Genomic DNA, 25034 nt, shown 5'->3' with positions numbered 1-25034 from the left:
CCTCCCAGGCGTTCCGGGTTGACGCGCCGACCGCCTGCGCCACTCCGCCCGGCCCATCGCCGGGGCGTCCGAACCCCAATCCCGATTGCGAATTCCATGCCATCGCCTCTCGTGATACGTCCCGATCTCTTCAGCATCTTCCGCCCACGGCGCACCTTGATCCGGATCAAGATCATCGGAGGATCATCAACACCGCCAGCCCGCAGTTGCCACACCGTGCTTGCGCCAACATTGACCGCATGGCGAGCGCCGCCCGTCTTTTCCCGAGATCGATCACGGCTTCCCGAGTGTTCCCGGCCATGGGCGAAGCCGATGCCTTCAGAGGTGCCGGGCGGGCCGTGGCCGTCTCAGGCCCAGCCCTGTGCCAGCGTCACTGTGCCGCCGGGGCGGCCTACTCCGCCGCGACCGCGCGCTCCAGAGCCCCGAGAAACCGGCTCAGATCAGCCTTCAGATCCTCGACATGCTCCATGCCAATCGAGAGCCGAAGCACGACCTCGGGGCCGGTCCAGGGCCGGGCGCTGCGCTGCTCGGCGACTGCCGCCGGTGCGGCGAGGCTGCGGGTGCCGCCCCAAGAGGCGCCGATGGCGATCAGCGACAGCGCATCCAGGGCCTCCAGCACATGCGGAGTGGCCGGCTCGGTGAAATCGACCGTGAAGACGCCCGCCGCACCATCGAAATCGCGGGCCCAGAGCGCATGGCCCGGGTCCTCTTCCCGCGCCGGATGCCGCACCCCAGCCACCAGCGGCGACCGTGACAGCCAGTCCGCGATCTCAAGCGCCGACTCCGCCGAGCGCCGCATCCGCACCGCCAGCGTGTCGATCCCGCGCATCACCAGGGCGCAATCGTCCGGGGACACACCGATGCCAAGCCGCCCGAGTGCCGCCTTCATCCGCAGCCCGAGTTCCGTGTCGCGCAGGGTGATCGATCCCATCAGCAGGTCGGAATGTCCGCCCAGATGTTTGCTCAGCGCCTCGACGACGATATCGGCGCCAAGTTCCAGCGGCCGGAAATTCAGGGCAGACGCCCAGGTGTTGTCGCAGCCGACCAGGGCACCGACCCGGCGCGCGACGGCCACCACGGCGGGCAGGTCCTGAAGCTCCATGGTCAGCGAACCGGGCGATTCCACCCAGATCAGCCGCGCCCCACCGGCTGCCAGTTCGGCCAGCCCGGCCATGTCGGTCGGGTCGTAGAAGACCGGCTCGATCCCCAGGGCCGTCAGCTCATGCAAGGCGAAGTCGCGCACCGGGCCGTAGCAGGAATCCGTGATCAGCACCCGGTCACCGCTGCGCAGCACCGCAAGCATCGCCATGGTGATCGCTGCCTGGCCGGAGGGTGTCAGCAGGCTTCTGGCGCCGCCGTGAAGCTCGGTCAGTTTGCCTTCGAGATGGCGATGCGTCGGGGTGCCGTAGAGCCCGTAGACATAGCCATCCGCCCCGCGCTCCATCCGCGCCGCAAAGGAAGCGGCGTCGGCATAGCGGATCGTCGAGGCCCGGTTGATCGGAACCGTCAGGCTGTCATAGCCCTCGGAACTGACATCAACGGGCGTCACACAACGGGTCTCTGGTCGCATCGGGCTGTCCTATTCGGTCCGCCCGGAACTTGACGCGCCAAAGCTATGCCGTCCAATATTCTTCTTGCCGCACTCTATTCCGTTTGATTATAGCATTGGCATGGATGTTCGCCAGATCGAAGCCTTCCAGACCGTCATGACGCTGGGCACGACCGCCCGCGCTGCCGAGACGCTTGGCATTTCACAACCCGCCGTCAGCAAGGCGATCTCGACGCTGGAGCGCTCGATCGGGTTCAAGCTCTTCGATCGCGAAAAAGGCCGACTCGTACCCTCGGCCGAAGGCCAGCTGTTCTTCAAGGAGGTGGAGCTGTCCTTTGCCGGGCTGGCCAAACTCCGCAGCGCCGCCGCCCGGATACGCGACTATGGCTCGGGTCAATTGCGGTTTGCCTGCCTCTCGGCCTTCAGCACCAACCTGGCGCCCAATGCCATCGCCGCTTTCAGCCGCCGCAATCCCGACCTGCAACTGTCGTTCTTCGTTGCGGCATCCTCGTCGATCCGCGACATGATCGCGGCGTCACAGCTCGACCTGGCCATCACTGCCGACGAGATCGACGCCACCGGGGTCACCGCCACCCCCTTTGCCCAGGTCCGCGCCGCGCTGGCGATGCCACCAGGCCATCCACTCTGTGACAAGAAGGCGATCCGACCCGAAGACCTCGACGGTGTGCCCTTCGTCGCCCTGGCCCCCGAGGACACCACCCGGCGCGAGGCCGAGAGCATCTTTGCCGACGCTGGCGTTTCGCCGCGCATCATGATCGAGACCGCCTATTCCTCGACCGTCTGCGCCTTCGTTCTGGCCGGCCTCGGGGTCGGCATCGTCGATCCGGTGACCGCCGCAGGCTACACCGAGCGCGGTCTCCAATTGCGGCGGCTCGAACCGAAGATCGAGTTCCGCACCCTGCTGCTCTACCCGCCGCAACGACGCTCGCGGCTGGCCAACGAGATGACCGCGGCGCTGGAATCGGAACGCGACAGGCTGTTGCAGGCACATGCCGATACCGACGCTGAATCTCTATAACCAAACCGAATTGAATCCCGCCAACATAGTATTGGACAGAATAGACCTCACCTCTCACCCTTAGCGGAAATTCACGACGGTCTCTGCCGTCGCGATCCACCAGAGCGCGACCAAGGACCAGGCCCGCGCCGCAACGACAGGGACCGAGAGATGACAAGACCTACCACAATTCCCCGCAGCATCGGCACCAATGCCCTGGCGGCCGTCATGGCCCTTCTGGGCGTCCTGCCAGGCGCCGCCCTGGCCGAAAGTGCCACCGAGGTGCTGGCCGCGGTGGCCATCGACCAGGCCCTTGCCGACCGCGTTCCGGCCCGTATCCGCAGCGCAGGCGTGCTGACCATCGGCTCGGACAACGCCTATGCGCCCTGGGAATACCTTGCCGGCGACGACGGCCAGACACCCGAAGGCATCGACGTCGACATCGCAGCGGCGATCGGCAAGACGCTTGGCGTCGAGATCGCCTTCCAGACCTCTGCCTTCGACGCGATCATTCCCTCGCTCGGGAGCAAGTTCGACCTGGGCATTTCCGCCTTCTCCATCACCAACGAGCGGATGAAGGTGGTAAATTTCGTCAGCTACACCGTTTCGGGCAGTCTCTGGGCGGTGGCGGCGGGCAATCCCAAGGGGTTTGACCCGGCCGACTATTGCGGCACCACCATCGCGGTCCAGAGCGGCACCTACCACGAGCGGATACTGACCGAGGAAAGTGCCGGATGCGAAGCCGAGGGCAAGCCCGCAATCACCCTGCTGCCCTTCGACACCCAGCCCGAGGCGCTCACCCGGATCGCGGCGGGCGGCGCCGATGCGACGATCTCCGGCGGCGCGACCATCGGCTATGCCGCCGCCCAGTCGCGCGGCTCGCTCGAGGTGATCCTGCCGGTCGGCGGCATCCTTGCCGAAAGCGGTATAAACGGCATCGCGGTCGCCAAGGCGGATGACGAACTGACCCGGCTGATCGCCGACACGATGAATGCGATGATCGCCAATGGCAGCTATGTCGGCATCCTCGAACACTGGGGCGTCGGCAGTTCGGCCGTCTCGGAAGCCGTCATCAACCCCGAGGTCGGCGAGTGACGGCAGGCGGCGACACCACACTTGGCCGCAGTATGGCCGGGTCCGACACCAAGGGCGCGCGGGGCTCCGTCCCCGCCGCCTCGGTGCGCCAGATCGACGGCGTACCGCTGAACGACGTGGCGCCGCCGCGCCACTCCGGACGCTGGATCGCGCTGATCCTGCTGCTGGTCCTGGCCGGGCAGATGGCCGTGGCTGTCGCCGGAAATCCCAATTTCCACTGGCATGTATTTGCCGAATACCTGTTCCATCGCAATGTCCTGCGCGGCGTGCTCTGGACCCTCGGACTGACCGTCGCGGCGATGTCGGTTGCGGTGGTCCTGGCCATTGCGCTGGTCGTGATGCGCGACAGCGACAACCCGATCCTGCGCGGGTTGAGCTGGCTCTGGGTGTGGTTCTTCCGCGGCACGCCGATCTATACCCAGCTGCTGTTCTGGGGCCTCTTCGCGGTGCTGTTCCCGGTGCTGTCGCTGTCGATCCCCTTCGGACCGGAACTGCTGACGATCGAGACCAAACGGGTGATCACCGCGATGACCGCCGCGATCCTCGGGCTGGCCTTCAACGAAAGCGCCTATCTGACCGAGATTTTCCGCGCCGGCTTTCGTGCCATCGACCGGGGTCAGACAGAGGCCGCACAGGCCATCGGAATACCCAAGGCCAAGATATGGGCCCGCATCCTGCTGCCGCAGGCCATGCGCACGATCATTCCGCCGACCGGCAACGAAACCATCGGCATGTTGAAGATGACCTCGCTGGTCCTGGCCATTCCCTTCACGCTCGACCTGATGTTCGCCACCAATGCCATCGCAAACCGGCTCTATCTTCCGGTGCCGCTGCTCATGGTGGCGGGGTTCTGGTATCTGGTCATCACCTCGGTGCTGATGGTCGGCCAGCATTATCTGGAGCGGCATTTCGGCAAGGGTCACGACGCCGGCGCGGGGCAAAGGGCATGACCGTGGCAAGCTTGACCCACACCGCGACCAACGCAAGCCATGCAGGGTCCGCCAGCGTCGAGATCACCGGCGTTCACAAGTTCTTCGGCACCGTCCACGCGCTGCGCGGCATCGACCTCACCATCCGGCCCGGCGAGGTCTGCGTAGCCATCGGCCCGTCGGGATCGGGGAAATCGACGCTCTTGCGCTGCATCAACCAGCTCGAAACCATATCGGCGGGCCGCATCCACCTGAACGGTGAGTTGCAGGGCTATACCGACTCCGGCGGTCGCCTGCATCAACTCAGCCCGCGCCGGATCGCGGCACAGCGGCGCCGGACCGGCATGGTGTTCCAGCGGTTCAACCTGTTCCCGCACATGACCGCCCTGCAGAACGTGATGGAAGGTCCGGTGCAGGTCAGGCGTATTCCCCGTGCCAGGGCCCGGGAGCAGGCCCGCGCCCTGCTCGACCGCGTCGGACTCGGAGGCCTGGGAGACCGCTATCCCAACCAGATATCCGGCGGCCAGCAGCAGCGCGTCGCGATTGCCCGCGCCCTGGCGATGGAACCCGAGGTGATGCTGTTCGACGAACCGACCTCGGCGCTCGACCCCGAACTGGTGGGCGAGGTGCTGGACGTGATCAAGGATCTGGTCCGCACCGGCATGACGATGATGCTGGTGACGCACGAGATCGGTTTCGCCCGCGAGATCGCCGATCATCTGGTCTTCATGGACCAGGGCGCCATCGTCGAAGAGGGCCGGCCCCGCGAGATGCTGAGCCAGCCCAAGAACCCGCGCACCCAAGCGTTCCTGTCCAAAGTTCTCTGAGAAAGCCCCGACGACCCGGATCGACACAGCCCTTCTTGCCGACGTTGGCCGGTGGCGCCGCCACCTGCACGCCCATCCCGAACTCTCCGGCGAGGAGCGGCAGACCGCCGCCTTCGTCGCGGCCCGGCTCACCGAGTTGGGGATTGCGCACGAAACGGGGATCGGCGGACATGGGGTGGTGGCGCGGCTGCACCGTCCCAGCTCGAACCGGTCGGTCGGGCTGCGCGCGGATATGGACGCGCTGCCGATCACCGAAGAGAACGAGACCGCGCATCGCTCTACCGCGGCCGGGGTCATGCATGCCTGCGGACATGATGGCCACACGGCGGCGCTTCTGGGGACGGCCGCGGCTCTGTTGCAGGACAAGGACTGGACCGGAACGATCCACCTGATTTTCCAGCCCGCCGAAGAGAACGGCCAGGGCGCCAAGGCGATGCTGAAGGACGGGCTGTTCGAGCGCTACCCGACCGAGCGGCTGTTTGCCTTCCACAACTGGCCCGGCTTCCCCCCGGGCACGGTCGCCGTGCACACCCGGCCCTCAATGGCGGCGGGCGGCGACTGGACGGTGCTTCTACGCGGGGTGGCCGGACATGCCGCGATGCCGCAGCTGACCCGCGATCCGATCACCGCGATGGCGCATCTGATCGTGGCGCTGAATTCGATCGTGCCGCGCAATGTCGATCCGCTGGACACGGTGGCGCTGACCACCGCGATGGTCGAAGCCGGCACCGTCAGCAACCAGACGCCGGCGACGGCGCGGCTGGTCGGCACCCTGCGCACCTTCGATGCCGAGGTGCGCCGGGCGATCATCGCCCGCATGGAAGAGGTCATCGAAGGCACCGCAGCAACCTTCGGAGTGACGGCGGAATACCAGATCAACTCCACCGGCCGGGTGATGGAAGACACGGCCGAGGAGGCCGCGCTCTCGGTCGCCGCGGCCGAGGCGGCCGGGCTGGAGGTGACACGCGACGTGCGCCCGGCGATGGGCGGCGACGATTTCGCCTTTCTGATGGAGGGCCGTGCCGGCGCCTATGTCTACATCGGGAACGGGCCGATCGGGCCGGATGGAGACCTGCACAACGCCCGCTACGAATTCAACGATGCGATTCTCGGCCCGGCCATATCCTGGCTGACCTCGGTGGCCCGCATGGCGCTGACGGACTGACGCGATATCATGGCCCTGCCCGTGCCGCCCGCCGGGGCCGAACGTCCGGAATTCACCATCGCCGCCCTCGCCCGGCATATCCGGGCGGGCGATTTGTCACCGGTCGCGCTCACCCGGGGCTGCATCGACCGGATCGCGGCCCTGGATGGACGGATCGCAAGCTTCAATTGCGTCGCCGCCGAAGCCGCCCTGTCCGAGGCCCGGCGGGCCGAGGCCGAGATCGCGGGCGGTGGCTGGCGCGGCCCGATGCACGGGATCCCGGTCGGCATCAAGGATCTGATCGACGTGGCAGGCCTGCCAACGACCGCCCAGGCAGCGCATCGGCGCGACCATCTGGCCCGCCGGGATGCTGCCGCAGTCGCCATGCTGCGCCGCGCCGGGGCCGTGATCCTCGGCAAGACTGCCACGGCTGAATATGCAGTCGGCGGGACAAGACTCGACGGCCCCTGGCCGCCGGTGCGCAATCCCTGGAACCTCTCCCGCGACCCGTCGTCCTCGTCCAGCGGCTCGGCCGCAGCGGTCGCCGCCGGCTTCGTGCCCGGCGCCCTGGGAACCGAGACCGCGGGCTCGATCCGCGCCCCCGCCGCCTGGTGCGGCACCGCCGGGCTGAAACCGACTGACGGGCTGGTCAGCCGCGCCGGGGTGCTGCCGGTCTCGCGGACGATGGATTGCCTCGGGCCGCTGGCCTGGACGGTCGAGGACTGTACGCTGATGCTGTCGGCCATGATCTCGCAGGACGCCGCCGACCGCGCCCTGCCCGGCTTCCGCGCCCCCGATCCGGATCGGCTGACGGGCGGCATCGCCGGGCTGCGGATCGGCGTGCCGCGGCATCTCTACGAAGACCATCCGCAACTGCACCCGGCCGTGGCGGCGGGCATGGAACGGGCGCTGGCACTGCTGCCGCAACTCGGCGCCGGGCTGCAAACCCTGCGCATCGCGGATCACGCGCTTTACAGCCGCACCGCCAAGGCGATCACCTGGCCCGAGGAATATGCCGAACACGGCGCCGAATTGCGCGCGCATCCGGACCGGTTCGGGGCCACCACACGCTCCCGGCTGCAGGACGGGCGGGCCTTTTCGGCAGCGGAATACATCCTGGCCCTGCGCTTGCGGCAAGAGCTGATCCGCGCCCTGGACGAGACCATGCGCGGGGTCGATCTGCTGATCCTGCCGACGATGCTGACCCCGGCGCAGCCGCTGGGCTACGAACATCAGCCCGGCGCCATCGACACCTCGCTGACCCGGCCCTTCAACCTGACCGGCTCCCCGGCCCTGACCCTGTGCAGCGGACATGACTCCGACGACCTGCCGGTGGCGGTGCAACTGATCGGACGCCGCTTCGAGGACGACCTGCTGCTGGCCGCCGGTCATGCGCTGGAGACCGCACTCGACACCCGCAACCGGCGCCCCGTAGACGCCTTTCCGCAAGGCGGAGGGCAGTAGTGCGTTGCCTGTGGCGCTGACGCGACCTGGACGAGCAATCAGGATCTTCTCCCACAAAGCCCGGCCCTCTGGAAGCTGCGCCCATCGGCCGTCAGTTCGCCGGACTCTCGAAGGACTCCGGCTGGATCACGATCGCATTGGCGGTTCGATCCCGGCAGGTCTTCTCTTCAGGGGTTTGGCGCACCCGACACGATTCGAACGTGTGACCTCTGCCTTCGGAGGGCAGCGCTCTATCCAGCTGAGCTACGGGTGCGGACGGCGATCTGATAGGGCAAAGGCGGCGCTGCCGCAAGCGGTGTTTCGTCCCCCCTGCCGCTTTAGCCGAACAGCTTGCGGCAGAGTTCCAGCGCCTCGACCAGCTTGTCGACCTCGGCTTCGGTATTGTAGAGCCCGAACGAGGCCCGGCAGGTGGCGGTGACGCCCAGATGGTCCATCAGCGGCATCGCGCAATGGGTGCCGGCCCGGACCGCGACGCCCTTCTTGTCGAGGATCGTCGAGACGTCATGCGCATGCGCCCCGGCCATGGTGAAGGAGAAGATCGCCGCCTTGCCCGGCGCATGGCCCTGCACCGACAGCCAGTTGAGCCCCGACAGCCGCTCCTGCGCATAGGCCGCCAGCCGGGCCTCATGCGCGGCCACCGCCTCCATCCCCAGATCCATCAGATAGTCCAGCGCCACGCCCAGCCCGATGGTCTGGACGATGCCCGGGGTGCCGGCCTCGAACTTCAGCGGCGCGTCGGCATAGCTGACCGTCTCGCGCGAGACCTCGCGGATCATGTCGCCGCCGCCCAGGAAGGGCCGCATCTCGGCCATCCGCTCGGGCGCCACATAGATCGCACCCGACCCCGAGGGGCCATAGAGCTTGTGCCCGGTGATGCAGTAGAAATCGCAGCCCAGTGCGGACACGTCGACCGGGCCGTGCACCGCGCCCTGCGAGCCGTCGACCAGCACCGGCACGCCCTGCGCATGGGCACCGCGGGTGATGGCGGCCACATCAACTTTGGTCCCCAAGACATTGGAAAGATGCGTTATTGCCACCAGCTTGGTGCGCGGTCCGATGGCGTCGATCACCTTCTGCGGGTCCAGCGAGCCGTCGGCCTCGGTCTCGACCCATTTCAGCACCACGCCCTGCCGCTCGCGCAGGAAATGCCAGGGCACGATGTTCGCGTGATGCTCCATGATCGACAGCACGATCTCGTCGCCCGCCTGCATCCGCGGCGCCGCCCAGCTGTAGGAGACCATGTTGATCGCCTCGGTCGATCCCGAATTCAGGATGATGTCATCCTCGGACCCGGCATTCAGGAACCGCGCCACCTTGCCGCGCACGGCCTCGTAATTGTCGGTGGCGAGGCTGGAGAGATAGTGCAGCCCGCGGTGCACATTGGAATATTCCTGGCTGTAGGCGCGGGTGATCGCGTCGATGACCACCTGCGGCTTCTGTGCCGAGGCGCCGTTGTCGAGATAGACCAGCGGCACGCCGTTGACCTCGCGCGAGAGGATCGGGAAATCGGCGCGGATCTTGGCGAGGTCATACATAGGTCATCTCCGGCAATGTGACGCCGATCAGGGTCAGGACGAAGACCAGCACCGTGGCCAGTGCCAGCAGCCCGATCAGGATTCCGGCAAAGACCCGCGGACGCGAGCGGAAGCCGTGGATTTCGGCGACGAAACTGGTCAGCAGCCAGAAGAACAGCACCACGCTGAACAGGCCCAGGACCCCGGCCAGGAAGGGCAGCGTGAGCATCGCCACCAGTTGCGCCACCTGGACCAGCGCCATGATGAACTGCAGCCAGGTGACCGCCAGGATCGCGCCGTCGAGGGTTCCGGTGCCGCCCAGCATCCGTCCGGCCCAGAGAATCGCCACGATCAGGATCGCCAGAAGCGCGAATTCGATCAGCGCCGAGCCCAGCGGCAGGGTGCCGAAGGAGAACATCGGCTCCACCCCCTGCTGGCGCAGGATCGCCAGCATCACCTCGGCCAGCAGAACGCCCACCGCCGTGGTGGCGCCGAGCGCGATCCAGAGCGTCTCGCGGTCGAGCCCCAGCCCGATCAGCTGCCGCAGCACGCCTTTCGGGTCCGAGATCGTGTCGCGGGCCAGTGGCAGCAGGTCACGCAGAAGCATCGGCGGGCCTCCGTTCGGCTTCCAGCAGCGCCGTTAGCCAGAGCCACAGGAATCCGGCCAGCGCCAGCGCCGCCGCGATCCGGGCGACGGCGCCCGGCGCCACCGCGCCAAGGGCCGCCTGCGCCAGCCAGGCCGGGCTGGCCGCCAGCAGCGCCCAGAACAGCGCCAGCCGCGCCCCGTAGAAGCTGCCCTGCCCGCCCAGGGCCCGGGCCAGCAGATGCGAGACCGCCGCCAGCACATAGGCCGCCAGCGGGATCAGCGCCAGCCAGGCCAGCATGCCGCCGCCCAGCCGCGCCTCGAGCGGCACCGAAGGGTCAAGCCGCGCCGCCTGCGCCAGGCCGGGCCAGGACGAGACATAGATCAGCCCGCAGCCGACCAGCAGATAGACCAGCACCCGATCCTCGCGCTGGCCCTGCGCCAGCAGGCGGCGCAGCACCCGGCGCGGGGCGCGCCAGCTTTCCCAGATGTCGCCGGTGACGCTCATCGCAATTCGGCCAGCCCGTCGGTCAGCCGCCCCAGAACCGCCTCGGCCAGGGCCGGATCGGCGATTTCGGCCAGCGCCTCGGCCAGGAAGGCCTGCACCAGCAGATGTTCCGCCTCGGCCTTCGGCACCCCGCGCGAGCGCAGATAGTACAGCGCCGTCTCGTCGATCGCGCCCGAGGTCGAACCATGCGAACACTGCACGTCGTCGGCATAGATCTCCAGTTCCGGCTTGGCCAGGAAGCTGGCGTCGTCATCCAGCAGCAGCGCCTGCGAAATCTGGTAGCCGTCGGTCTTCTGGGCCCCCTGTTTCACGAGGATCTTGCCCTGGAACACCCCGGTCATGCCCTTGCGCAGCACCTTCTTGAACACCTGTCGGCTTTCGCAGCGCTCGGCGTCATGGGTGATGAAGACGGTATCGTCCTGCGACACCCCCTTTCCTCCCATCGCCACGCCCGCGACATGGGCCGAGCCATCCTCGCCCGCCAGTTCGATCACCGACTCGTTGCGGCTCAGCGCCCCGCCCGCGGTCAGGGTGAAGGAGCGGAACCGCGCCTCGCGGCCCAGCCGGGCAAAGACATGGCTGACGACCTGCCTTGCCGGGTCTCCGCCCTGGGTCCGCAGATGGTGGAAGGTCGCGCCTTCGGCAATATCCACCTCCAGAACCGTATTGCCGCGCCCGGCGGCGGTGCCAGTTTCCAGCAGGGTCAGAGAGGCGCCCGGGTCCAGCCGCACGACATGGTGCAAGAACACCTCGGAAGCCCCTGGTTCCACGTGATAAATCAGCTCCACGGGTGTCGCGTTCGGCTTTGTCGCCCGGATCAGCACGCCCTCCGGCGCCAGCGCCGTGTTCAGCGCCGCGAGCGGCCGCGCCACCGGCGTCTGGCCCCGCGCCTCGAGCGTGCCGTAGGTCTCGCGTGCCCAGTGGATGTCCGAGCCGCCCGCGCGTGACAGGAGTTCCACCCCCGCCGCCTTGGGGTCGTCGCTGGCCTCGGCGTCGAAGACGCCGCCGCGGAACACCAGCCGCACCCGCTCCAGCGCCTCGAAGGCGGAAGCGGCGGTATCGTCCGCGACATGCGGCGCTTCGGCCAGCAGCGGTGCCGGATCGGTGTAGCGCCAGTATTCATCGCGGCGGAACGGCAGCCCGGACTCGACCAGCCGCGCCAGCGCCGCCGTGCGCGCCGGCCCCGCCCAGCCGCCCTTCGGCAGGCTCAGCCCGTCGGCAAAGGCCTGCGCGGCCTCACGTCTTGCAGGAAGCGCCATCACGCCACCTCGGCCAGGATATCGGCATAGCCGTTCTTCTCGACCTCCAGCGCCAGATCCGGCCCGCCGGTCTTCACGATCCGGCCATCGGCCATGATATGCACCACGTCGGGGGCGATGTGATCCAGAAGCCGTTGATAATGCGTGATGACCAGGAAACCCCGGCCCTCGTCGCGCAGCGCGTTGACGCCCTCTGCCACCAGTTTCATCGCATCGACATCCAGCCCCGAGTCGGTCTCGTCCAGGATGCACATCTTCGGCTCCAGAACCGCCATTTGCAGGATCTCGTTGCGCTTCTTCTCGCCTCCGGAGAAACCCACATTGACCGGGCGCTTCAGCATGTCGGCGTCGATATGCAGGGTCTTGGCCTTGGCGCGGATCAGCTTCAGGAACTCGGCCGCCGAGACCTCCTCCTCGCCCCGCGCCTTGCGTTGCGCGTTCAGTGCGGTGCGCAGGAAGGTCATGTTGCCGACGCCGGGAATCTCGACCGGATACTGGAAGGCCAGGAACAGCCCCGCCGCGGCGCGCTCTTCCGGTTCCAGATCCAGCAGGTCGGCGCCGTCCAGCGTGGCGCTGCCGCCGGTCACCTCATAGCCGTCACGCCCCGACAGCACATAGGAGAGCGTCGATTTGCCCGAACCGTTCGGACCCATGATCGCATGCACCGACCCGGCATCGACATGCAGGTCGACACCCTTCAGGATCGCCTTGTCCTCTTCTTCAAGTTTGACCTTCAGGCCTTTGATATCAAGCATTTTCTTTATCTTCCGTAGGAACCGCTTCCGGGGTGTCCGGCAGCAGGATGTGATTGTCGTTGGCTCTTCCGACCCGGCGGGTCAGATGGGTTCTGTAGTGATGCCCTGCGGCCCATTCGGCGAAGGCATCCGCATTGGCATGGTTGACTTCGACCATCAGCACCGGCCGGGCGCGGGCGATCAGCGCCTCGAGCCCCTCCAGCACCTGCATTTCCATCCCCTCGACATCGATCTTGACCAGATCGGGCCGGGCCCGGGGAAAGACGCCGTCACCGCGGCGCACGCTGAACGGTCCATCGGTTCCGGCAAACATCCTGGTGGCGCCGAGGTTCCGGTCATGCGGCTTCATCGAGAACCCGGCTTCGTCGCGGTCGGCCAGGCCGAAGCCCAGATACTGAAGCTGGATCACGTGATCGAGCCGGTTGCCGAGGACATTGGCGACCAGGGGCTCCAGCGCCAGCGGGTTCGGCTCCACCACGATGATCCGGCGGGCGTCGTGGAACAAGGCGAAGAACAGCGCGTGATTGCCGACATTGGCGCCGACATCCAGGATCGACGCCCGCTTCGGCACCAGCCGCACCAGTTCGGCCAGCTCCTCGGCCTCGTAGAACCGGCCATGCCGGTGGCAATGCTGGATCGGGTCGTTCTCCATGTTCAGATGGAACTGCACCGGGGTGCCGTCGATCCGTGCCAGCACCTGCTCCATCGGCGCCAGGCGCAGCGGACGGCCCTTGGCGCGCCCGGCCAGGCGCTCGGCGATCGGGGGCAGCCCGGAGGGAAGGATCGGCGGCTGGGCGTTCATGATGCCAGCGTCACCGCGGTGCCCGAGGCCGAGACCATCAGCATGTTGTTGATCACCTCGTAATCCAGATCGACCCCGACCACGGCATTGGCGCCCTGCTCCAGCGCCTTGTCCTGCATCTCGCGCAGCGCCGTCTCGCGGGCCTTGGCGAGCTCCTCCTCATAGGCGGCGGACCGGCCCCCGACGATGTCCCGGATTCCGGCGAAGAGGTCACGGAAGATGTTGGCGCCCAGGATCGCCTCGCCGCAGACGATGCCATGATAGACGGCGACGGGTTTGCCCTCGACCGTGGGGGTGGTGGTGACGATCATGCTGACTCTCCTGATATGACGAAATCGGCCGGGCAACGCAGTGCGCGGCCCGGTCGGCAGGATGGGAAAGGATACTGGGGTTGCGCCCCTAGAAGGTCAGAGAGGCGCCCCGGATCAGCAGCGAGTTCGGCTCGGTCTCGACCAGCACGGCGCTGACCCATTGCTGCGGAAAGATCTCGGCGAAGATGTCCGGCGCCATATGCACCAGATTGTGCATGCCCAGCAGCATCGCCGCGGCCCCCGCGGTCTGCAGGAACAGGAACTGCCGCAGGTTGAGCCGGAACAGCATCTTGACCAGCAGCGCCACCGCCAGCGCCAGCAGCGCGTCGTTGATCATCGCTTCCTGGGCGCCGCTTCCGGTCAGCCCGGCATCGAAGAAATCGGCCCGGAACAGGCGCGAGGCGACCACCGCCAGACCGCCCGAAAGGATCGCGAACACATTGCTGAACAGCCCCGTCTTCCGCGACCGCATGCGCGCCCGGCGCTTGCGCATTTCCTGCAGATTCTGCTCGGCGCGTTTTTCGACCCGGGCCAGCCGGTCGTGGAAGACCCGCATGTTCTCCTGATCCATGTGCTCGCCAGAACCCGACATTCGACGACCCTCCAACCTGTCCTGCAATCAGAGGTAGACCGGGATTGGGGCCAAACTCGGGCAGATTTGTAAAGAAGCTGGGCAGATTCCGCGGCTGCGTCGGCATGACGCAGGACCGTTCCGGCAGGGCCGTCCCGCGCCCCGCCACGGGTCGCCGCGCCGGCCCGGACATCATCCGCAGCCCCATCACGCCACCCATCCGATCAGCAGCGCCGCCAGCGTCACCGTCACCCCCACCATGGCCGCCGGGAGCACCGGCCCATGCTGCAACTCGGTGCCCTTCAGCTTCCAATAGATCGCCAGCCCGACAAAGCAGCCGAGTCCGATCCCCAGAGCCTTCAGCACCTCGCCCATCATCAGCCGACCGAGCCTTCCAGCGAGATCGCGACAAGTTGCTGGGCTTCCATCGCGAATTCCATCGGCAGCGCCTGCAGGACTTCCTTGCAGAAGCCGTTGACGACCAGCGCCACGGCCTCTTCCTCGTCCATCCCGCGCGAGCGGCAATAGAACAGCTGGTCATCATCGACCTTCGAGGTGGTCGCCTCATGCTCGACCCGCGAGGACATGTTCTTCACCTCGATATAGGGCACGGTATGGGCGCCGCACTGATCGCCGATCAGCAGGCTGTCGCACTGGGTATAGTTGCGGCTGTTCTTGGCCCGCGGATGCATCGAGACCAGCCCGCGATATGTGTTCTGCGCCTTGCCCGCCGAAATCCCCTTCGAGACGATCCGGCTGCGGCTGTTCTTGCCCAGATGCACCATCTTGGTGCCGGTGTCGGCCTGCTGGAAATTGTTGGCGATGGCGATCGAGTAGAACTCGCCCTGGCTTTCCTCGCCGCGCAGGATGCAGGAAGGATATTTCCAGGTCACCGCCGAGCCGGTCTCGACCTGGGTCCACATCACCTTGGCCCGCGCCTCGCGGCAATCGGCGCGCTTGGTGACGAAGTTGTAGATCCCGCCCTTGCCGTCCTCGTCGCCGGGGAACCAGTTCTGCACCGTCGAGTATTTCACCTCGGCGTCCTCGAGAATCACGATCTCCACCACCGCCGCATGCAGTTGCGCCTTGTCGCGCTTCGGCGCGGTGCAGCCTTCGAGATAGCTGACGAAACTGCCCTTGTCGGCGATGATCAGGGTCCGTTCGAACTGGCCGGTGTTCTCGGCGTTGATGCGGAAATAGGTGCTCAGCTCCATCGGGCATTTGGTATTCGGCGGGATGTATACGAAGGACCCGTCCGAGAAGACCGCCGAATTGAGCGTGGCGAAGAAATTGTCCGACTGCGGCACCACGCTGCCCAGGTATTTCCTCACCAGTTCCGGATGTTCGCGGATCGCTTCCGAGATCGAACAGAAGATCACCCCGGCCTTGGCCAGCTCGGTCTTGAAGGTGGTCCCGACGCTGACGCTGTCGAAGACCGCGTCCACCGCGACCCGGCGTTCGGGCTGGCCATCATCGACCCGGCCGCCCACCGGGGCGCCCTCTTCGACGCCGGCCAGGATCTTCTGCTCTTTCAGCGGGATGCCCAGCTTGGCATAGGTCGCCAGCAGTTTCGGATCGACCTCGTCCAGCGACTTCGGCCGTTCCATCATGCTCTTCGGCTTGGCGTAGTAATACTGGTCCTGGTAGTCGATCTTCGGATAATGGACCATCGCCCAGCTCGGCTCGGTCATCTCCTTCCAGCGCGCGAAGGCCTCCAGCCGCCAGTCGGTCATCCACTGCGGTTCGCCGTTCTTCTGCGAGATCAGCCGGACGATGTCCTCGTTCACGCCCTTCGGCGCGTAGTCGGTCTCGATCTCGGTTTCCCAGCCGTATTTGTAGGCGCCCATGCCCTCGACCGTCTCGACCGTGGCGCGGTCAACGCCCTCGCGCACCTCGGTGCCGGCCTCGGTGGTCCCGGATGTCGGGGCGTCGGTCACGCCGAGATCGCTGTCATTCGCATCCATGATTCTGGTCCTTCGCTCAGGCCGCCGGGGCCCGGTGTTTCGTCCGATGTCGCTCGGCCGCGGCCAGATAGGCCGTGGCAAAACGCTGCAAATCCTCGTCGCGGGTCGTCGCGCCGATCGAGACCCGGATCGCGCTGGCCGCGGCGTCCGGATCAAAGCCCATCGCCGCCAGCACCCGGCTGGGGCGGACCTTGCCGCTGGAACAGGCCGACCCGGCCGAAACCGCAAAGCCGGCGAGGTCCATCTGCATGACCTGGGTCTCCCCCTTCCAGCCGGGCAGCACCAGGCAAGTCGTGTTGGGCAGGCGGGCCGCCCCCTTCCCTGCACAGATAAGCCCTGGAAGGCGATCGACAAGCCGGGCTTCCAGCGCATCGCGCCGCGCCGCCACCCGCTCCATCTCGCCCGCCGCCAGGTCGCGCGCCGCCGCCTCGGCCGCCGCCGCCATTCCGACGATGCCGAGGATGTTCTCGGTCCCGGCCCGGCGCCCCATCTCCTGGCCGCCGCCCTTCAGCTGTGCCGCCAGATCGGTGCCGCGGCGCAGGATCACCGCGCCGACGCCCTTCGGGCCGCCGAACTTGTGCGCCGAGAGCATCACCGCCCCGGCGCCGAGCCAGTTGAAGGCCAGCGGGAGCTTGCCGAAGCCCTGCGTCGCATCGCAGACCGCCAGCCCCTCGGGCAGGCTCTGCAGCACCCCGGTCTCGGAATTGGCCAGTTGCAGCGCCGTGGCGCCCGGATCGGCGACTGTCACCTGCCCCTGCGCATCGACCGGCAGGCCGTCATCCACCCAGGCCGAGACCGCCTCGTGTTCCACCGCGGCGCCCGCCAGCCCGCGCCCGGCGCAGAGCAGCGCCGCGGCCTCGGTCGCGCCCGAGACAAAGACGATATCGGCGCCCTCGGCCCCGAAGGCCCGGGCCAGACGGTCGCGCGCCTTTTCGACCAGCGCCCTGGCCGCCCGCCCCTCGGCATGGACCGAGGACGGGTTGCCGACGAGGTCCATGGCCGCGACCATCGCCGCCTTCGCCTCGGGCCGCAGCGGCGCCGTCGCATTCCAGTCCAGATAGACCCGGTCGCTCATCTCCCGCGCCCCGCATCTTTGGGTCGCAAATACTCCCGCCGGAGGCGATCCGCCGCAGGCGGATACCCCGGAAGGCGTGCCGGTGCCCTCGGCACATGATGATCCGCGGGCAGGCTCACGTCTCGTCCACCACTTCGAACAGCGACGGCACCGCCGGACAGGGCACCAGCGCATCGCCGATCACATCCGACAGCCGGGCCTGGTGCAGATAGACATAGACATGCGCCGAGAGACCTTCCCAGAGCCGGTTCGCCATCGCCTGGGCCTCGGTGCCCGAGACCCCGCCACTGGCCCCGGCGCCGGAATGCATGGCCGAAACCGTCTCGTCCACCGCCGCCAGCACATCCGCGACCCGGATTTCCGACGCCGGCCGCGCCAGCCGGTAGCCGCCGCCCGGACCGCGGGCCGAGTCGACGAGACCGGCGCGGCGCAGCTTCACGAAGAGCTGTTCGAGATAGGGCAAGGAAATGTCCTGGCGCTTGGAGATGTCCCCCAGCGAGGCCAGCGCCTCGCCCGGCTGCATCGCCAGATCGGCCAGCGCCACCATCGCATAGCGTCCCTTGGTGCTCAGCTTCATACCTACGCCCCGACCCGTTCCGGGTGATTCCCTGGGCGATTGCCCGCAGAAAACCCGCGAAACCATTGACGATGCCCGCCATGCCCATTACCTCACCGCGAGGCAAAGACCGTCCGACGGGCGGTTTAGAATGTTTCTAAGGTGCCTGAGCAAATTCGTCAAGAATTGCCGGGCCAGCTGCTGGAGGGAACCGGGACTTATGCCCGAGGTGATTTTTCCGGGCCCCGAGGGCCGGCTCGAGGGCCGCTACCATCCCCAGAAGGCCAAGGACGCGCCGATCGCGATCGTGCTGCATCCGCATCCGCAGTTCGGCGGCACGATGAACAATCGCGTTGTCTACAACCTGCACTACGCCTTCTACAACATGGGCTTCACCGTACTGCGGTTCAATTTCCGCGGTGTCGGGCGCAGCCAGGGCGAATACGATCAGGGGATCGGCGAGCTCAGCGACGCCGCATCGGCGCTCGACTATCTGCAAAGCATGAACCAGAACGCCAAGCATTGCTGGGTCGCCGGGTTCTCCTTCGGCGCCTGGATCGGCATGCAGCTGCTGATGCGCCGGCCCGAGATCACCGGGTTCATCAGCGTCTCGCCGCCGGCGAACATGTACGATTTTTCCTTCCTCGCCCCCTGCCCCTCGTCCGGGTTGATCATCAACGGCGCCGCCGACCGGGTCGCGCCGCCGAAGGATACCCGCACCCTGGTCGGCAAGCTGCACGAGCAGAAGGGGATCACGATCACCCATGAAGAGGTCGAGGGCGCCGGGCACTTCTTCGAAGACCCGCATATGGAACAGATGATCGGCTCGGTGGACAGCTATGTCCGCCGTCGGCTGACCGAATCGAGTCGCTGACGCATGGGACTGCTCGAGGAAAAGGGCGAGGATCTCGCCAAGCGGGCGATCGAGGCCGAGAAGCGGTTCGGCGACCCGACGATTCCGGACGAGATCGGCAAGGCCATCGGCGCCACCTCGACCACGCTGCAGGAGGCCTACCTGACCGCGCTGCGCATCCTGCGCGCCGCCGACCGGGCCGATGACCTTCTGGGCCGGATCATCGCGGGTCGGGAAAAGGGCGAAGTCGTGGTTTCGACCGAAAGCGTTCTGGAAGACGATCCGAACCTCGCCAACTGACGCGGTCCCGCCCGGACGCAGCAGCAAAGCCCCCCACGCCCCTTGCAGCGATCGGCTTCCGGGCCGTCGAGGCGCGTGGATTGCCGGCTGCGACGCTTGTATACAGTCGCATACCTTCCCCCGCCCCCGCTTTTCGGCTATGGCCTAGGCCGAACGATTCACCCCCTGTTTCAGACCAGCTTTCCAAGCCCCGGAGTATGCCCATGACCAAGATCAAAGTCGCCAACCCGGTCGTCGAACTCGACGGCGACGAGATGACCCGGATTATCTGGGACTTCATCAAGAAGAAGCTGATCCTGCCCTATCTGGACATCGACCTGCTCTACTACGATCTCGGCATCGAAGAGCGCGACCGCACCAATGACCAGATCACCATCGACGCGGCCAACAAGATCAAGGAAGTCGGCGTCGGGGTGAAATGTGCCACGATCACGCCGGACGAGGCCCGGGTCGAGGAATTCGGCCTCAAGGAGATGTGGCGCAGCCCGAACGGCACGATCCGCAACATCCTGGGCGGGGTGATCTTCCGCCAGCCGATCATCTGCAACAACGTGCCGCGCCTGGTGCCGGGCTGGACCAAGCCGGTCGTGGTCGGCCGTCATGCCTTCGGCGACCAGTATCGCGCCACCGATTTCCGCTTCCCCGGCAAGGGCAAGCTGACGATCAAGTTCGTCGGCGAGGACGGCGAGACCATCGAACGCGAGGTGTTCCAGTCGCCCAGCTCGGGTGTCGCCATGGCGATGTACAACCTCGACGACTCGATCCGCGACTTTGCCCGCGCCAGCCTGAACTACGGTCTCAACCTCGGCTGGCCGGTCTATCTCTCGACCAAGAACACCATCCTCAAGGCCTATGACGGGCGCTTCAAGGACCTGTTCCAGGAAGTCTTCGACGCCGAATTCGCCGACCAGTTCAAGGCCAAGGGCATCACCTACGAACACCGTCTGATCGACGACATGGTTGCCTCGGCGCTGAAATGGTCGGGCGGCTATGTCTGGGCCTGCAAGAACTACGATGGCGACGTGCAGTCGGACATCGTCGCGCAGGGCTTCGGTTCGCTGGGCCTGATGACCAGCGTGCTGATGACGCCGGATGGCAAGGTGGTCGAAAGCGAGGCGGCGCATGGCACCGTGACCCGCCACTATCGCCAGCACCAGAAGGGCGAGGCGACCTCGACCAACTCCATCGCCTCGATCTACGCCTGGACCGGCGGGCTGAAGCACCGCGCCAAGCTGGACGACAACGCCGAGCTGATGCGCTTTGCCGAGACGCTGGAAAAGGTCGTCGTGGATACCGTCGAAGCCGGCGACATGACCAAGGACCTGGCGCTGCTGGTCGGTCCCGATCAGAAATGGCTGACCACCGAGGGCTTCCTCGAGAAGGTGGACAGCAACCTGAGCAAGGCCCTGGGCGGCTGACCCCGGACAAGGCCGAACCGATCGAGGGCGCCCCGAAACGGGCGCCCTTCTGCTTTTGGCCGGCCAGTTGACGTTACGTTAATGACCGGTCGCGGCAGCTCTGCTATGCAAGAAGGGCAACCTGCGCATCAGGGAGGATCCGATGGCTGCCCCGGTAGACAAGAAGCAGATGGACGGCGCCAAGAAGTCGATCCAGGCCGAAGTCAAGAAACTCGCCCAGAAAACCAAGAAGACGACCGAAGAGGCCCGGAAACTGATCGATGAAAAGGCCAAGGCGGCCAAGGACAAGAAGACCGATCCGAAACGCCTGAAGGCAATCGACCTGAAGCTGAAGGGCCTGCATCAACTCTGCCAGAAGGAAGCCGACAAGAGCGCCAGGTCGATCGGTCTGATGCTGAAGACCTATGTCCCGGCCGACAAGAAGGCCGTGCCGGAATGGCAGAAGGGCATGGACAAGTGGTATGTCGATATCCTGAAGAAGGAACCCGGCCTGGCGATCGGCGGCGGCGCACGGGTCAATGGGTCGATGTCGGTCAAGGACAAGAAGGCAATGATCAACTTCACCTGGAAGCTGAGATAGCGGCACCGGGGACCCGTGGCCCGGACGAGCCGGCGCCTACAGCGGCTGCGCCCGTTCGACCAGACGCGCCAGCAGGCTGGCTCCGATCGGCGCGACCTCGTCGTTGAAATCATAGGCCGGATGGTGCAGCCCGGCGCCCGGCCCCTGCCCCAGGAACAGATAGGCGCCCGGGCGGGCCTCCAGGAAATGCCCGAAATCCTCGGCCCCCATCTGCCGGTCGGCCGCGCCATCGACCGCCGTTTCGCCCAGCACCTCGCGCGCCACCTCGGTGGCGAAGGCGGCCTCGGCGGCGTCGTTCACCGTGGCCGGGTCCCCGACATGGTAATCGAGCCGCGCCGTCAGCCCGAATGCCGCCGCCTGCCCGACCGCAATCTCGGCCAGCCGACGCCGGACCATGCCCTGCACCGCGGGATCGAAACTGCGTACCGTGCCGCCCAGCCAGCCGGTGCCGGGCACCACGTTGAAGGCGGTTCCGGCGTGGATCTGGGTGACCGAGACCACCAGAGCGTCCAACGCATGGTGGTTGCGCGAGACGATGCACTGGATCGCCGAGGCCATCGCTGAAAGCGCCGGGATCGGGTCGGCCGTCTCATCGGGCATCGCGGCATGACCGCCGCGCCCGGTGACATGGATCTCGAAAGTGTCCACCGCCGCCATGATCGGCCCCGGCGCCGTCATCACCGTGCCGAACTCCATCCCCGGCGCATTGTGCAGCGCGAAGATCCGTTCGATCCCGAACCGCTCCAGAATGCCGTCCTCGATCATGACCCTGGCGCCGCTGCCCTCTTCTTCGGCCGGCTGGAAGATCAGCGCCACCCGGCCCCGGAAGGCCCGGGTTTCGGCAAGGTATTTCGCGGCGCCCAGCAGCATCGCGGTATGGCCGTCATGGCCACAGGCATGCATCGCGCCGGGCGTCGTCGAGGCATGGCTGGCGCCGGTCTCCTCGTGGATCGGCAGCGCGTCCATGTCGGCGCGCAGCCCGATCGTCGGCCCCGGCGCCTGACCTTCGATGATCGCGACGATCCCGCTTCGGGCAATGCCGGTATGCAGCGAGTCGACCCCGATTTCGGCCAGCCGCGCGGCGACATAGGCGGCGGTCCTGTCCAGATCGAAGCCGATCTCGGGAATCCGGTGCAGATACCGGCGCCATTCGGCCATTTCGGGGCCCAGGGCGGCAATTCTGTTCAGGATCGGCATCGGCAAGACTCCCGGCTTCGGGCCTTTCTGGGCGCCGCGGACCGGCACTGCAATCCCCAATCGTTCGGCGGGAAACTGCCGCGCATCGGCTGGCTGTTGCCAGCTTCGTGAGGCGCTATTGAACGCCGCCCCGGCGTGCCCAGTTACTCCCCTGCAAGTGCCCGGACTCAACCACCGGGCGTGACTGCACGAAAGGAACTGACATGATTACCCGTTATCTCGGACTCGGTGCCACCTTGGCCCCGGTGCTTCTTGCCACTCCGCTGTTCGCCGGTGGTCCCGGCCCGGTTGTGGTCGAGGAAGCCCCCGTGGCGCCGGTCCCCGCGGCCGCCCCGATCACCGACTGGAGCGGCTTCTATGCCGGTCTCGGCTATGCCCAGTCCACCGGCAGCCTCAAGAACGGCACCCGCACCGATTTCAACGATGGCGACGGCGTCTCCGGCTTTGCCGGCTACAATCTGCAGAACGGCAAGTTCGTCTATGGTGGCGAGCTGTCCTATACCGGGCTCAACGACATGACCCTCACCGGCACGCCATCGACCGAGCTGACCGACTCGATCGATCTCCGGGCCCGGCTCGGCTACACGATCGGGCGCGCCCTGCCCTATATCACGGTCGGCTATTCGACCGCCAATCTCGACACCGCGACGGGATCGGTCGATCTGGACGGCGTCAACTACGGGCTGGGCCTGGACTACCAGGTCTCGGACCGGGTGTTCCTCGGCGCCGACTACTCCAAGCGAGACCTCTCGGGCAGCGGCCTTGATGCCGATCCCGAGACACTTGGCCTGCGGGTCGGTTTCAAGTTCTGAAGCACTGTGACAGACTGGCAAAGGCCCGGCTTCCGGCCGGGCCTTTTTGCTGTCCGAAGGAACAAGGATGACCGATCTGCAAGATCAAGACGGCAGCCCCGTCGAGCGGCTGCTGCGCATCATGGCGGCGCTGCGCGACCCCGAGACCGGCTGCCCCTGGGATGTGGAACAGAGCTTCGCCACCATCGCCCCCTACACAATCGAGGAAGCCTACGAGGTCGCCGACGCGATCGAGCGCGGCGCCCATGACGAACTGCGCGGCGAGCTGGGCGACCTGCTGTTCCAGGTCGTGTTTCACGCCCGGATCGCCGAGGAAGCCGGGCACTTCGACTTTGCCGATGTGGCGCGGGCGATCTCGGACAAGATGGTCGCGCGGCACCCGCATGTCTTCGGCGACGCCAGGCCGCGCAATGCCGAGGAACAGACCCGCGACTGGGAGCGGTTGAAGGCCGAGGAACGGGCGAAACGTGCCGAAGGGGGCGTGCTCGACGGGGTGGCACAGGGCTTGCCGGCGCTGTTGCGGGCGGTCAAGTTGCAGAACCGGGCGGCCCGGGTCGGCTTCGACTGGCCATCGACCGACGAGGTGCTGGACAAGCTGACCGAAGAGGCCGCCGAACTGGTCGAGGCCCGCGAGAAGCTGGGCGAGGACGAGATATTCGAGGAATTCGGCGACTTCCTGTTCGTCGCCGCCAATCTGGCCCGACATCTGCGGATCGACCCCGAGGCCGCGCTGCGCGCCGCCAATGCCAAGTTCACCCGCCGGTTCCGCGCCATCGAAGCGGCGCTGGCCGCGCGGGGCAAGACCCCCGCCGACAGCGACCTGGCCGAGATGGACGCCCTGTGGGACGCCGCGAAGGCCGCCGAGAAATCAGGAACAACGACGAAGGAAATGCCATGAGAACCCGCAAATTCGGCCCCAACGGACCTGACCTTCCGGCGCTCGGCTATGGCGCCATGTCGCTGGGCAATGCCTGGGGCGATGTCGATGACAGCGGCGCTGATGCGATGCTGTCGGCGCTGGCCGATCGCGGCATCCGCCATCTCGATACCGCCAATGTCTACGGCCAGGGGCTTTCGGAATCCCGGATCGGCGCCTGGATCGCGCGAAACGGCAATCCGTTCCACATCGCGACCAAGGCGACCATCAGCCGCGATTCCGAGGGCAACCGGACCTTCAACAACGCCCCCGAACATCTGATGAGCGAGCTTGAGGGCAGCCTGAAGCGGCTGAATGTCGAGGCCGTCGATGTCTTCTATGCGCATCGCCGCAATCCCGGCACCCCGGTCGAGGAACTGGCCGAAACCCTGCAGGGCATTGTCCGGTCCGGCAAGGCCAAGGCGGTCGGCCTCTCCGAGGTTGCGCCCACCACGCTGCTGACCGCCGCCGAGATTCAGCCGATCGCCGCCGTGCAGTCGGAATACTCGCTGCAGACCCGCGCCCCCGATCTGGGGCTGCGCCAGGCCTGCGAAAGGCTGGGCACCGCGCTGGTCGCCTTCTCGCCGGTCGGGCGCGGGCTGCTGACCGATACCCCGCCGACGCCGGAATTCGCCGCCGCGAACTTCTTCATGAAGGACAATCCCCGGTTCCAGCCCGAGGCCCTGGCCCGCAACATCGCCTATCTGGCGCCGCTGCGCAGCTATGCCGCCGATCTCGGGCTCAGCCTGGCCGGGCTGGCGGTGGCCTGGACGCTGGAACAGGGGCCGACGATGTTCTCGATTCCCGGCACCCGCTCCATCGCGCATCTGGATCAGATGATCGAAGGCGCCCGGCGCGGCCTGACCGCCGATGAACTTGACGAGATCGAGCGCCTGGCCCCGGTCGGCTGGTGCCTCGGGGATCGCTATTCCTACCAGCAATGGTGGGGCGCCGAACGCTACAGCTGACCGGGGGGCAATATTCCGACAAACACAGTCAGGTATTGACCCAACCAAAAGACTCAGGTTTAACCG

At 66.8% G+C, this 25034-nt stretch carries 27 protein-coding genes and 1 tRNA gene; 13 read left to right on the top strand and 15 right to left on the bottom strand.

Features of this window, described 5'->3' with window-relative positions:
- Window positions 1-391: 391 nt before the first annotated feature.
- Window positions 392-1570 (bottom strand): trans-sulfuration enzyme family protein, encoded by a 1179-nt coding sequence (locus tag NUW50_RS05345; RefSeq protein ID WP_258288029.1) that lies wholly within the window; start codon window positions 1568-1570, stop codon window positions 392-394.
- 100 nt (window positions 1571-1670) lie between these two features.
- Between NUW50_RS05345 and NUW50_RS05340 the strand changes: the two genes are divergently transcribed.
- The 6 genes from NUW50_RS05340 (at window position 1671) to NUW50_RS05315 (ending at window position 8026) form a co-directional block, all read left to right on the top strand.
- Window positions 1671-2588 carry a LysR substrate-binding domain-containing protein gene (locus NUW50_RS05340; RefSeq protein WP_258288028.1) on the top strand — a complete coding sequence of 306 codons (918 nt, stop codon included), beginning with the start codon at window positions 1671-1673 and terminating at the stop codon, window positions 2586-2588.
- A 150-nt stretch (window positions 2589-2738) separates the two neighbouring features.
- Entirely contained in the window at window positions 2739-3662 is a 924-nt protein-coding gene (locus NUW50_RS05335) for an ABC transporter substrate-binding protein (RefSeq protein ID WP_258288027.1), read from the top strand.
- A gap of 32 nt (window positions 3663-3694) precedes the next feature.
- Window positions 3695-4612, top strand: a complete 918-nt coding sequence (locus NUW50_RS05330) for an amino acid ABC transporter permease (RefSeq protein WP_258288026.1) — start codon at window positions 3695-3697, stop codon at window positions 4610-4612.
- Complete coding sequence (locus tag NUW50_RS05325; protein WP_258288025.1) at window positions 4609-5418, top strand: amino acid ABC transporter ATP-binding protein; 810 nt, start codon at window positions 4609-4611, stop codon at window positions 5416-5418. Before NUW50_RS05330 ends, NUW50_RS05325 begins: the two co-directional genes overlap by 4 nt.
- A 19-nt stretch (window positions 5419-5437) precedes the next feature.
- Complete coding sequence (locus NUW50_RS05320) at window positions 5438-6583, top strand: amidohydrolase (RefSeq protein WP_258288308.1); 1146 nt, start codon at window positions 5438-5440, stop codon at window positions 6581-6583.
- Between the two features lie 9 nt (window positions 6584-6592).
- Entirely contained in the window at window positions 6593-8026 is a 1434-nt protein-coding gene (locus NUW50_RS05315) for an amidase (RefSeq protein ID WP_258288024.1), read from the top strand.
- 176 nt (window positions 8027-8202) lie between these two features.
- On the opposite strand, the gene NUW50_RS05310 is transcribed toward NUW50_RS05315, so the two are convergent.
- The 13 genes from NUW50_RS05310 to NUW50_RS05250 all read right to left on the bottom strand — a co-directional run bounded on the left by NUW50_RS05310 (window position 8203) and on the right by NUW50_RS05250 (window position 17945).
- Window positions 8203-8279 (bottom strand) — tRNA-Arg (locus tag NUW50_RS05310).
- Between the two features lie 64 nt (window positions 8280-8343).
- On the bottom strand, window positions 8344-9561 hold the full coding sequence (locus NUW50_RS05305) for a cysteine desulfurase (RefSeq protein WP_258288023.1): 1218 nt from the start codon (window positions 9559-9561) through the stop codon (window positions 8344-8346).
- Window positions 9554-10147: a Yip1 family protein gene (locus tag NUW50_RS05300; RefSeq protein ID WP_258288022.1), complete on the bottom strand. Its 594-nt coding sequence runs from the start codon at window positions 10145-10147 to the stop codon at window positions 9554-9556. The genes NUW50_RS05305 and NUW50_RS05300 overlap by 8 nt, the downstream gene beginning before the upstream one ends.
- Window positions 10134-10631, bottom strand: coding sequence for a YIP1 family protein (locus NUW50_RS05295; RefSeq protein WP_258288021.1), 498 nt, complete (start codon window positions 10629-10631; stop codon window positions 10134-10136). Before NUW50_RS05295 ends, NUW50_RS05300 begins: the two co-directional genes overlap by 14 nt.
- A complete protein-coding gene (gene sufD / locus NUW50_RS05290; protein ID WP_258288020.1) occupies window positions 10628-11890 on the bottom strand; it encodes a Fe-S cluster assembly protein SufD in 1263 nt (420 codons plus the stop codon). The genes NUW50_RS05295 and sufD overlap by 4 nt, the downstream gene beginning before the upstream one ends.
- Complete coding sequence (sufC, locus tag NUW50_RS05285; RefSeq protein ID WP_258288019.1) at window positions 11890-12645, bottom strand: Fe-S cluster assembly ATPase SufC; 756 nt, start codon at window positions 12643-12645, stop codon at window positions 11890-11892. The genes sufD and sufC overlap by 1 nt, the downstream gene beginning before the upstream one ends.
- Window positions 12638-13447 (bottom strand): FkbM family methyltransferase, encoded by an 810-nt coding sequence (locus tag NUW50_RS05280; protein ID WP_258288018.1) that lies wholly within the window; start codon window positions 13445-13447, stop codon window positions 12638-12640. Before NUW50_RS05280 ends, sufC begins: the two co-directional genes overlap by 8 nt.
- Window positions 13444-13758, bottom strand: coding sequence for a heavy metal-binding domain-containing protein (locus tag NUW50_RS05275; RefSeq protein ID WP_258288017.1), 315 nt, complete (start codon window positions 13756-13758; stop codon window positions 13444-13446). The genes NUW50_RS05280 and NUW50_RS05275 overlap by 4 nt, the downstream gene beginning before the upstream one ends.
- A gap of 88 nt (window positions 13759-13846) precedes the next feature.
- Window positions 13847-14350 carry a hypothetical protein gene (locus NUW50_RS05270; RefSeq protein WP_258288016.1) on the bottom strand — a complete coding sequence of 168 codons (504 nt, stop codon included), beginning with the start codon at window positions 14348-14350 and terminating at the stop codon, window positions 13847-13849.
- A 186-nt stretch (window positions 14351-14536) separates the two neighbouring features.
- The gene (locus NUW50_RS05265; RefSeq protein WP_258288015.1) at window positions 14537-14707 is read right to left on the bottom strand and encodes a hypothetical protein; all 171 of its coding nucleotides are present in this window, start codon (window positions 14705-14707) and stop codon (window positions 14537-14539) included.
- A complete protein-coding gene (sufB, locus tag NUW50_RS05260) occupies window positions 14707-16293 on the bottom strand; it encodes a Fe-S cluster assembly protein SufB (protein ID WP_258288014.1) in 1587 nt (528 codons plus the stop codon). The genes NUW50_RS05265 and sufB overlap by 1 nt, the downstream gene beginning before the upstream one ends.
- A gap of 16 nt (window positions 16294-16309) precedes the next feature.
- Window positions 16310-17368, bottom strand: coding sequence for a cysteine desulfurase family protein (locus NUW50_RS05255; RefSeq protein ID WP_258288013.1), 1059 nt, complete (start codon window positions 17366-17368; stop codon window positions 16310-16312).
- A 115-nt stretch (window positions 17369-17483) separates the two neighbouring features.
- Window positions 17484-17945, bottom strand: a complete 462-nt coding sequence (locus NUW50_RS05250; RefSeq protein ID WP_258288012.1) for an Rrf2 family transcriptional regulator — start codon at window positions 17943-17945, stop codon at window positions 17484-17486.
- 199 nt (window positions 17946-18144) lie between these two features.
- On the opposite strand from NUW50_RS05250, the gene NUW50_RS05245 reads away from it, so the two are divergent.
- The 4 genes from NUW50_RS05245 (at window position 18145) to NUW50_RS05230 (ending at window position 21075) form a co-directional block, all read left to right on the top strand.
- The gene (locus NUW50_RS05245) at window positions 18145-18798 is read left to right on the top strand and encodes an alpha/beta hydrolase (RefSeq protein ID WP_258288011.1); all 654 of its coding nucleotides are present in this window, start codon (window positions 18145-18147) and stop codon (window positions 18796-18798) included.
- A gap of 3 nt (window positions 18799-18801) precedes the next feature.
- The gene (locus NUW50_RS05240; RefSeq protein WP_258288010.1) at window positions 18802-19077 is read left to right on the top strand and encodes a hypothetical protein; all 276 of its coding nucleotides are present in this window, start codon (window positions 18802-18804) and stop codon (window positions 19075-19077) included.
- Window positions 19078-19280: 203 nt separating this feature from the next.
- Complete coding sequence (locus NUW50_RS05235; protein WP_258288009.1) at window positions 19281-20495, top strand: NADP-dependent isocitrate dehydrogenase; 1215 nt, start codon at window positions 19281-19283, stop codon at window positions 20493-20495.
- Window positions 20496-20637: 142 nt separating this feature from the next.
- On the top strand, window positions 20638-21075 hold the full coding sequence (locus NUW50_RS05230; RefSeq protein ID WP_258288008.1) for a hypothetical protein: 438 nt from the start codon (window positions 20638-20640) through the stop codon (window positions 21073-21075).
- Between the two features lie 36 nt (window positions 21076-21111).
- Here NUW50_RS05230 and NUW50_RS05225 read toward each other — a convergent pair whose 3' ends face one another.
- On the bottom strand, window positions 21112-22272 hold the full coding sequence (locus NUW50_RS05225) for a M20 aminoacylase family protein (RefSeq protein WP_258288007.1): 1161 nt from the start codon (window positions 22270-22272) through the stop codon (window positions 21112-21114).
- Window positions 22273-22475: 203 nt separating this feature from the next.
- Between NUW50_RS05225 and NUW50_RS05220 the strand changes: the two genes are divergently transcribed.
- From NUW50_RS05220 to NUW50_RS05210, 3 genes are all read left to right on the top strand, one after another.
- Window positions 22476-23084, top strand: coding sequence for an outer membrane protein (locus NUW50_RS05220; protein ID WP_258288006.1), 609 nt, complete (start codon window positions 22476-22478; stop codon window positions 23082-23084).
- Window positions 23085-23151: 67 nt separating this feature from the next.
- Entirely contained in the window at window positions 23152-23982 is an 831-nt protein-coding gene (gene mazG / locus NUW50_RS05215; protein ID WP_258288005.1) for a nucleoside triphosphate pyrophosphohydrolase, read from the top strand.
- On the top strand, window positions 23979-24968 hold the full coding sequence (locus NUW50_RS05210) for an aldo/keto reductase (protein ID WP_258288004.1): 990 nt from the start codon (window positions 23979-23981) through the stop codon (window positions 24966-24968). The genes mazG and NUW50_RS05210 overlap by 4 nt, the downstream gene beginning before the upstream one ends.
- The last annotated feature ends 66 nt before the right edge of the window (window positions 24969-25034 follow it).

The organism is Frigidibacter sp. ROC022, from assembly GCF_024723735.1.
Classification (GTDB): Bacteria; Pseudomonadota; Alphaproteobacteria; order Rhodobacterales; family Rhodobacteraceae; genus SLM-1.
Note: the sequence above shows the minus strand (reverse complement) of the source record. Positions and strands in the feature narration are given on the sequence as shown.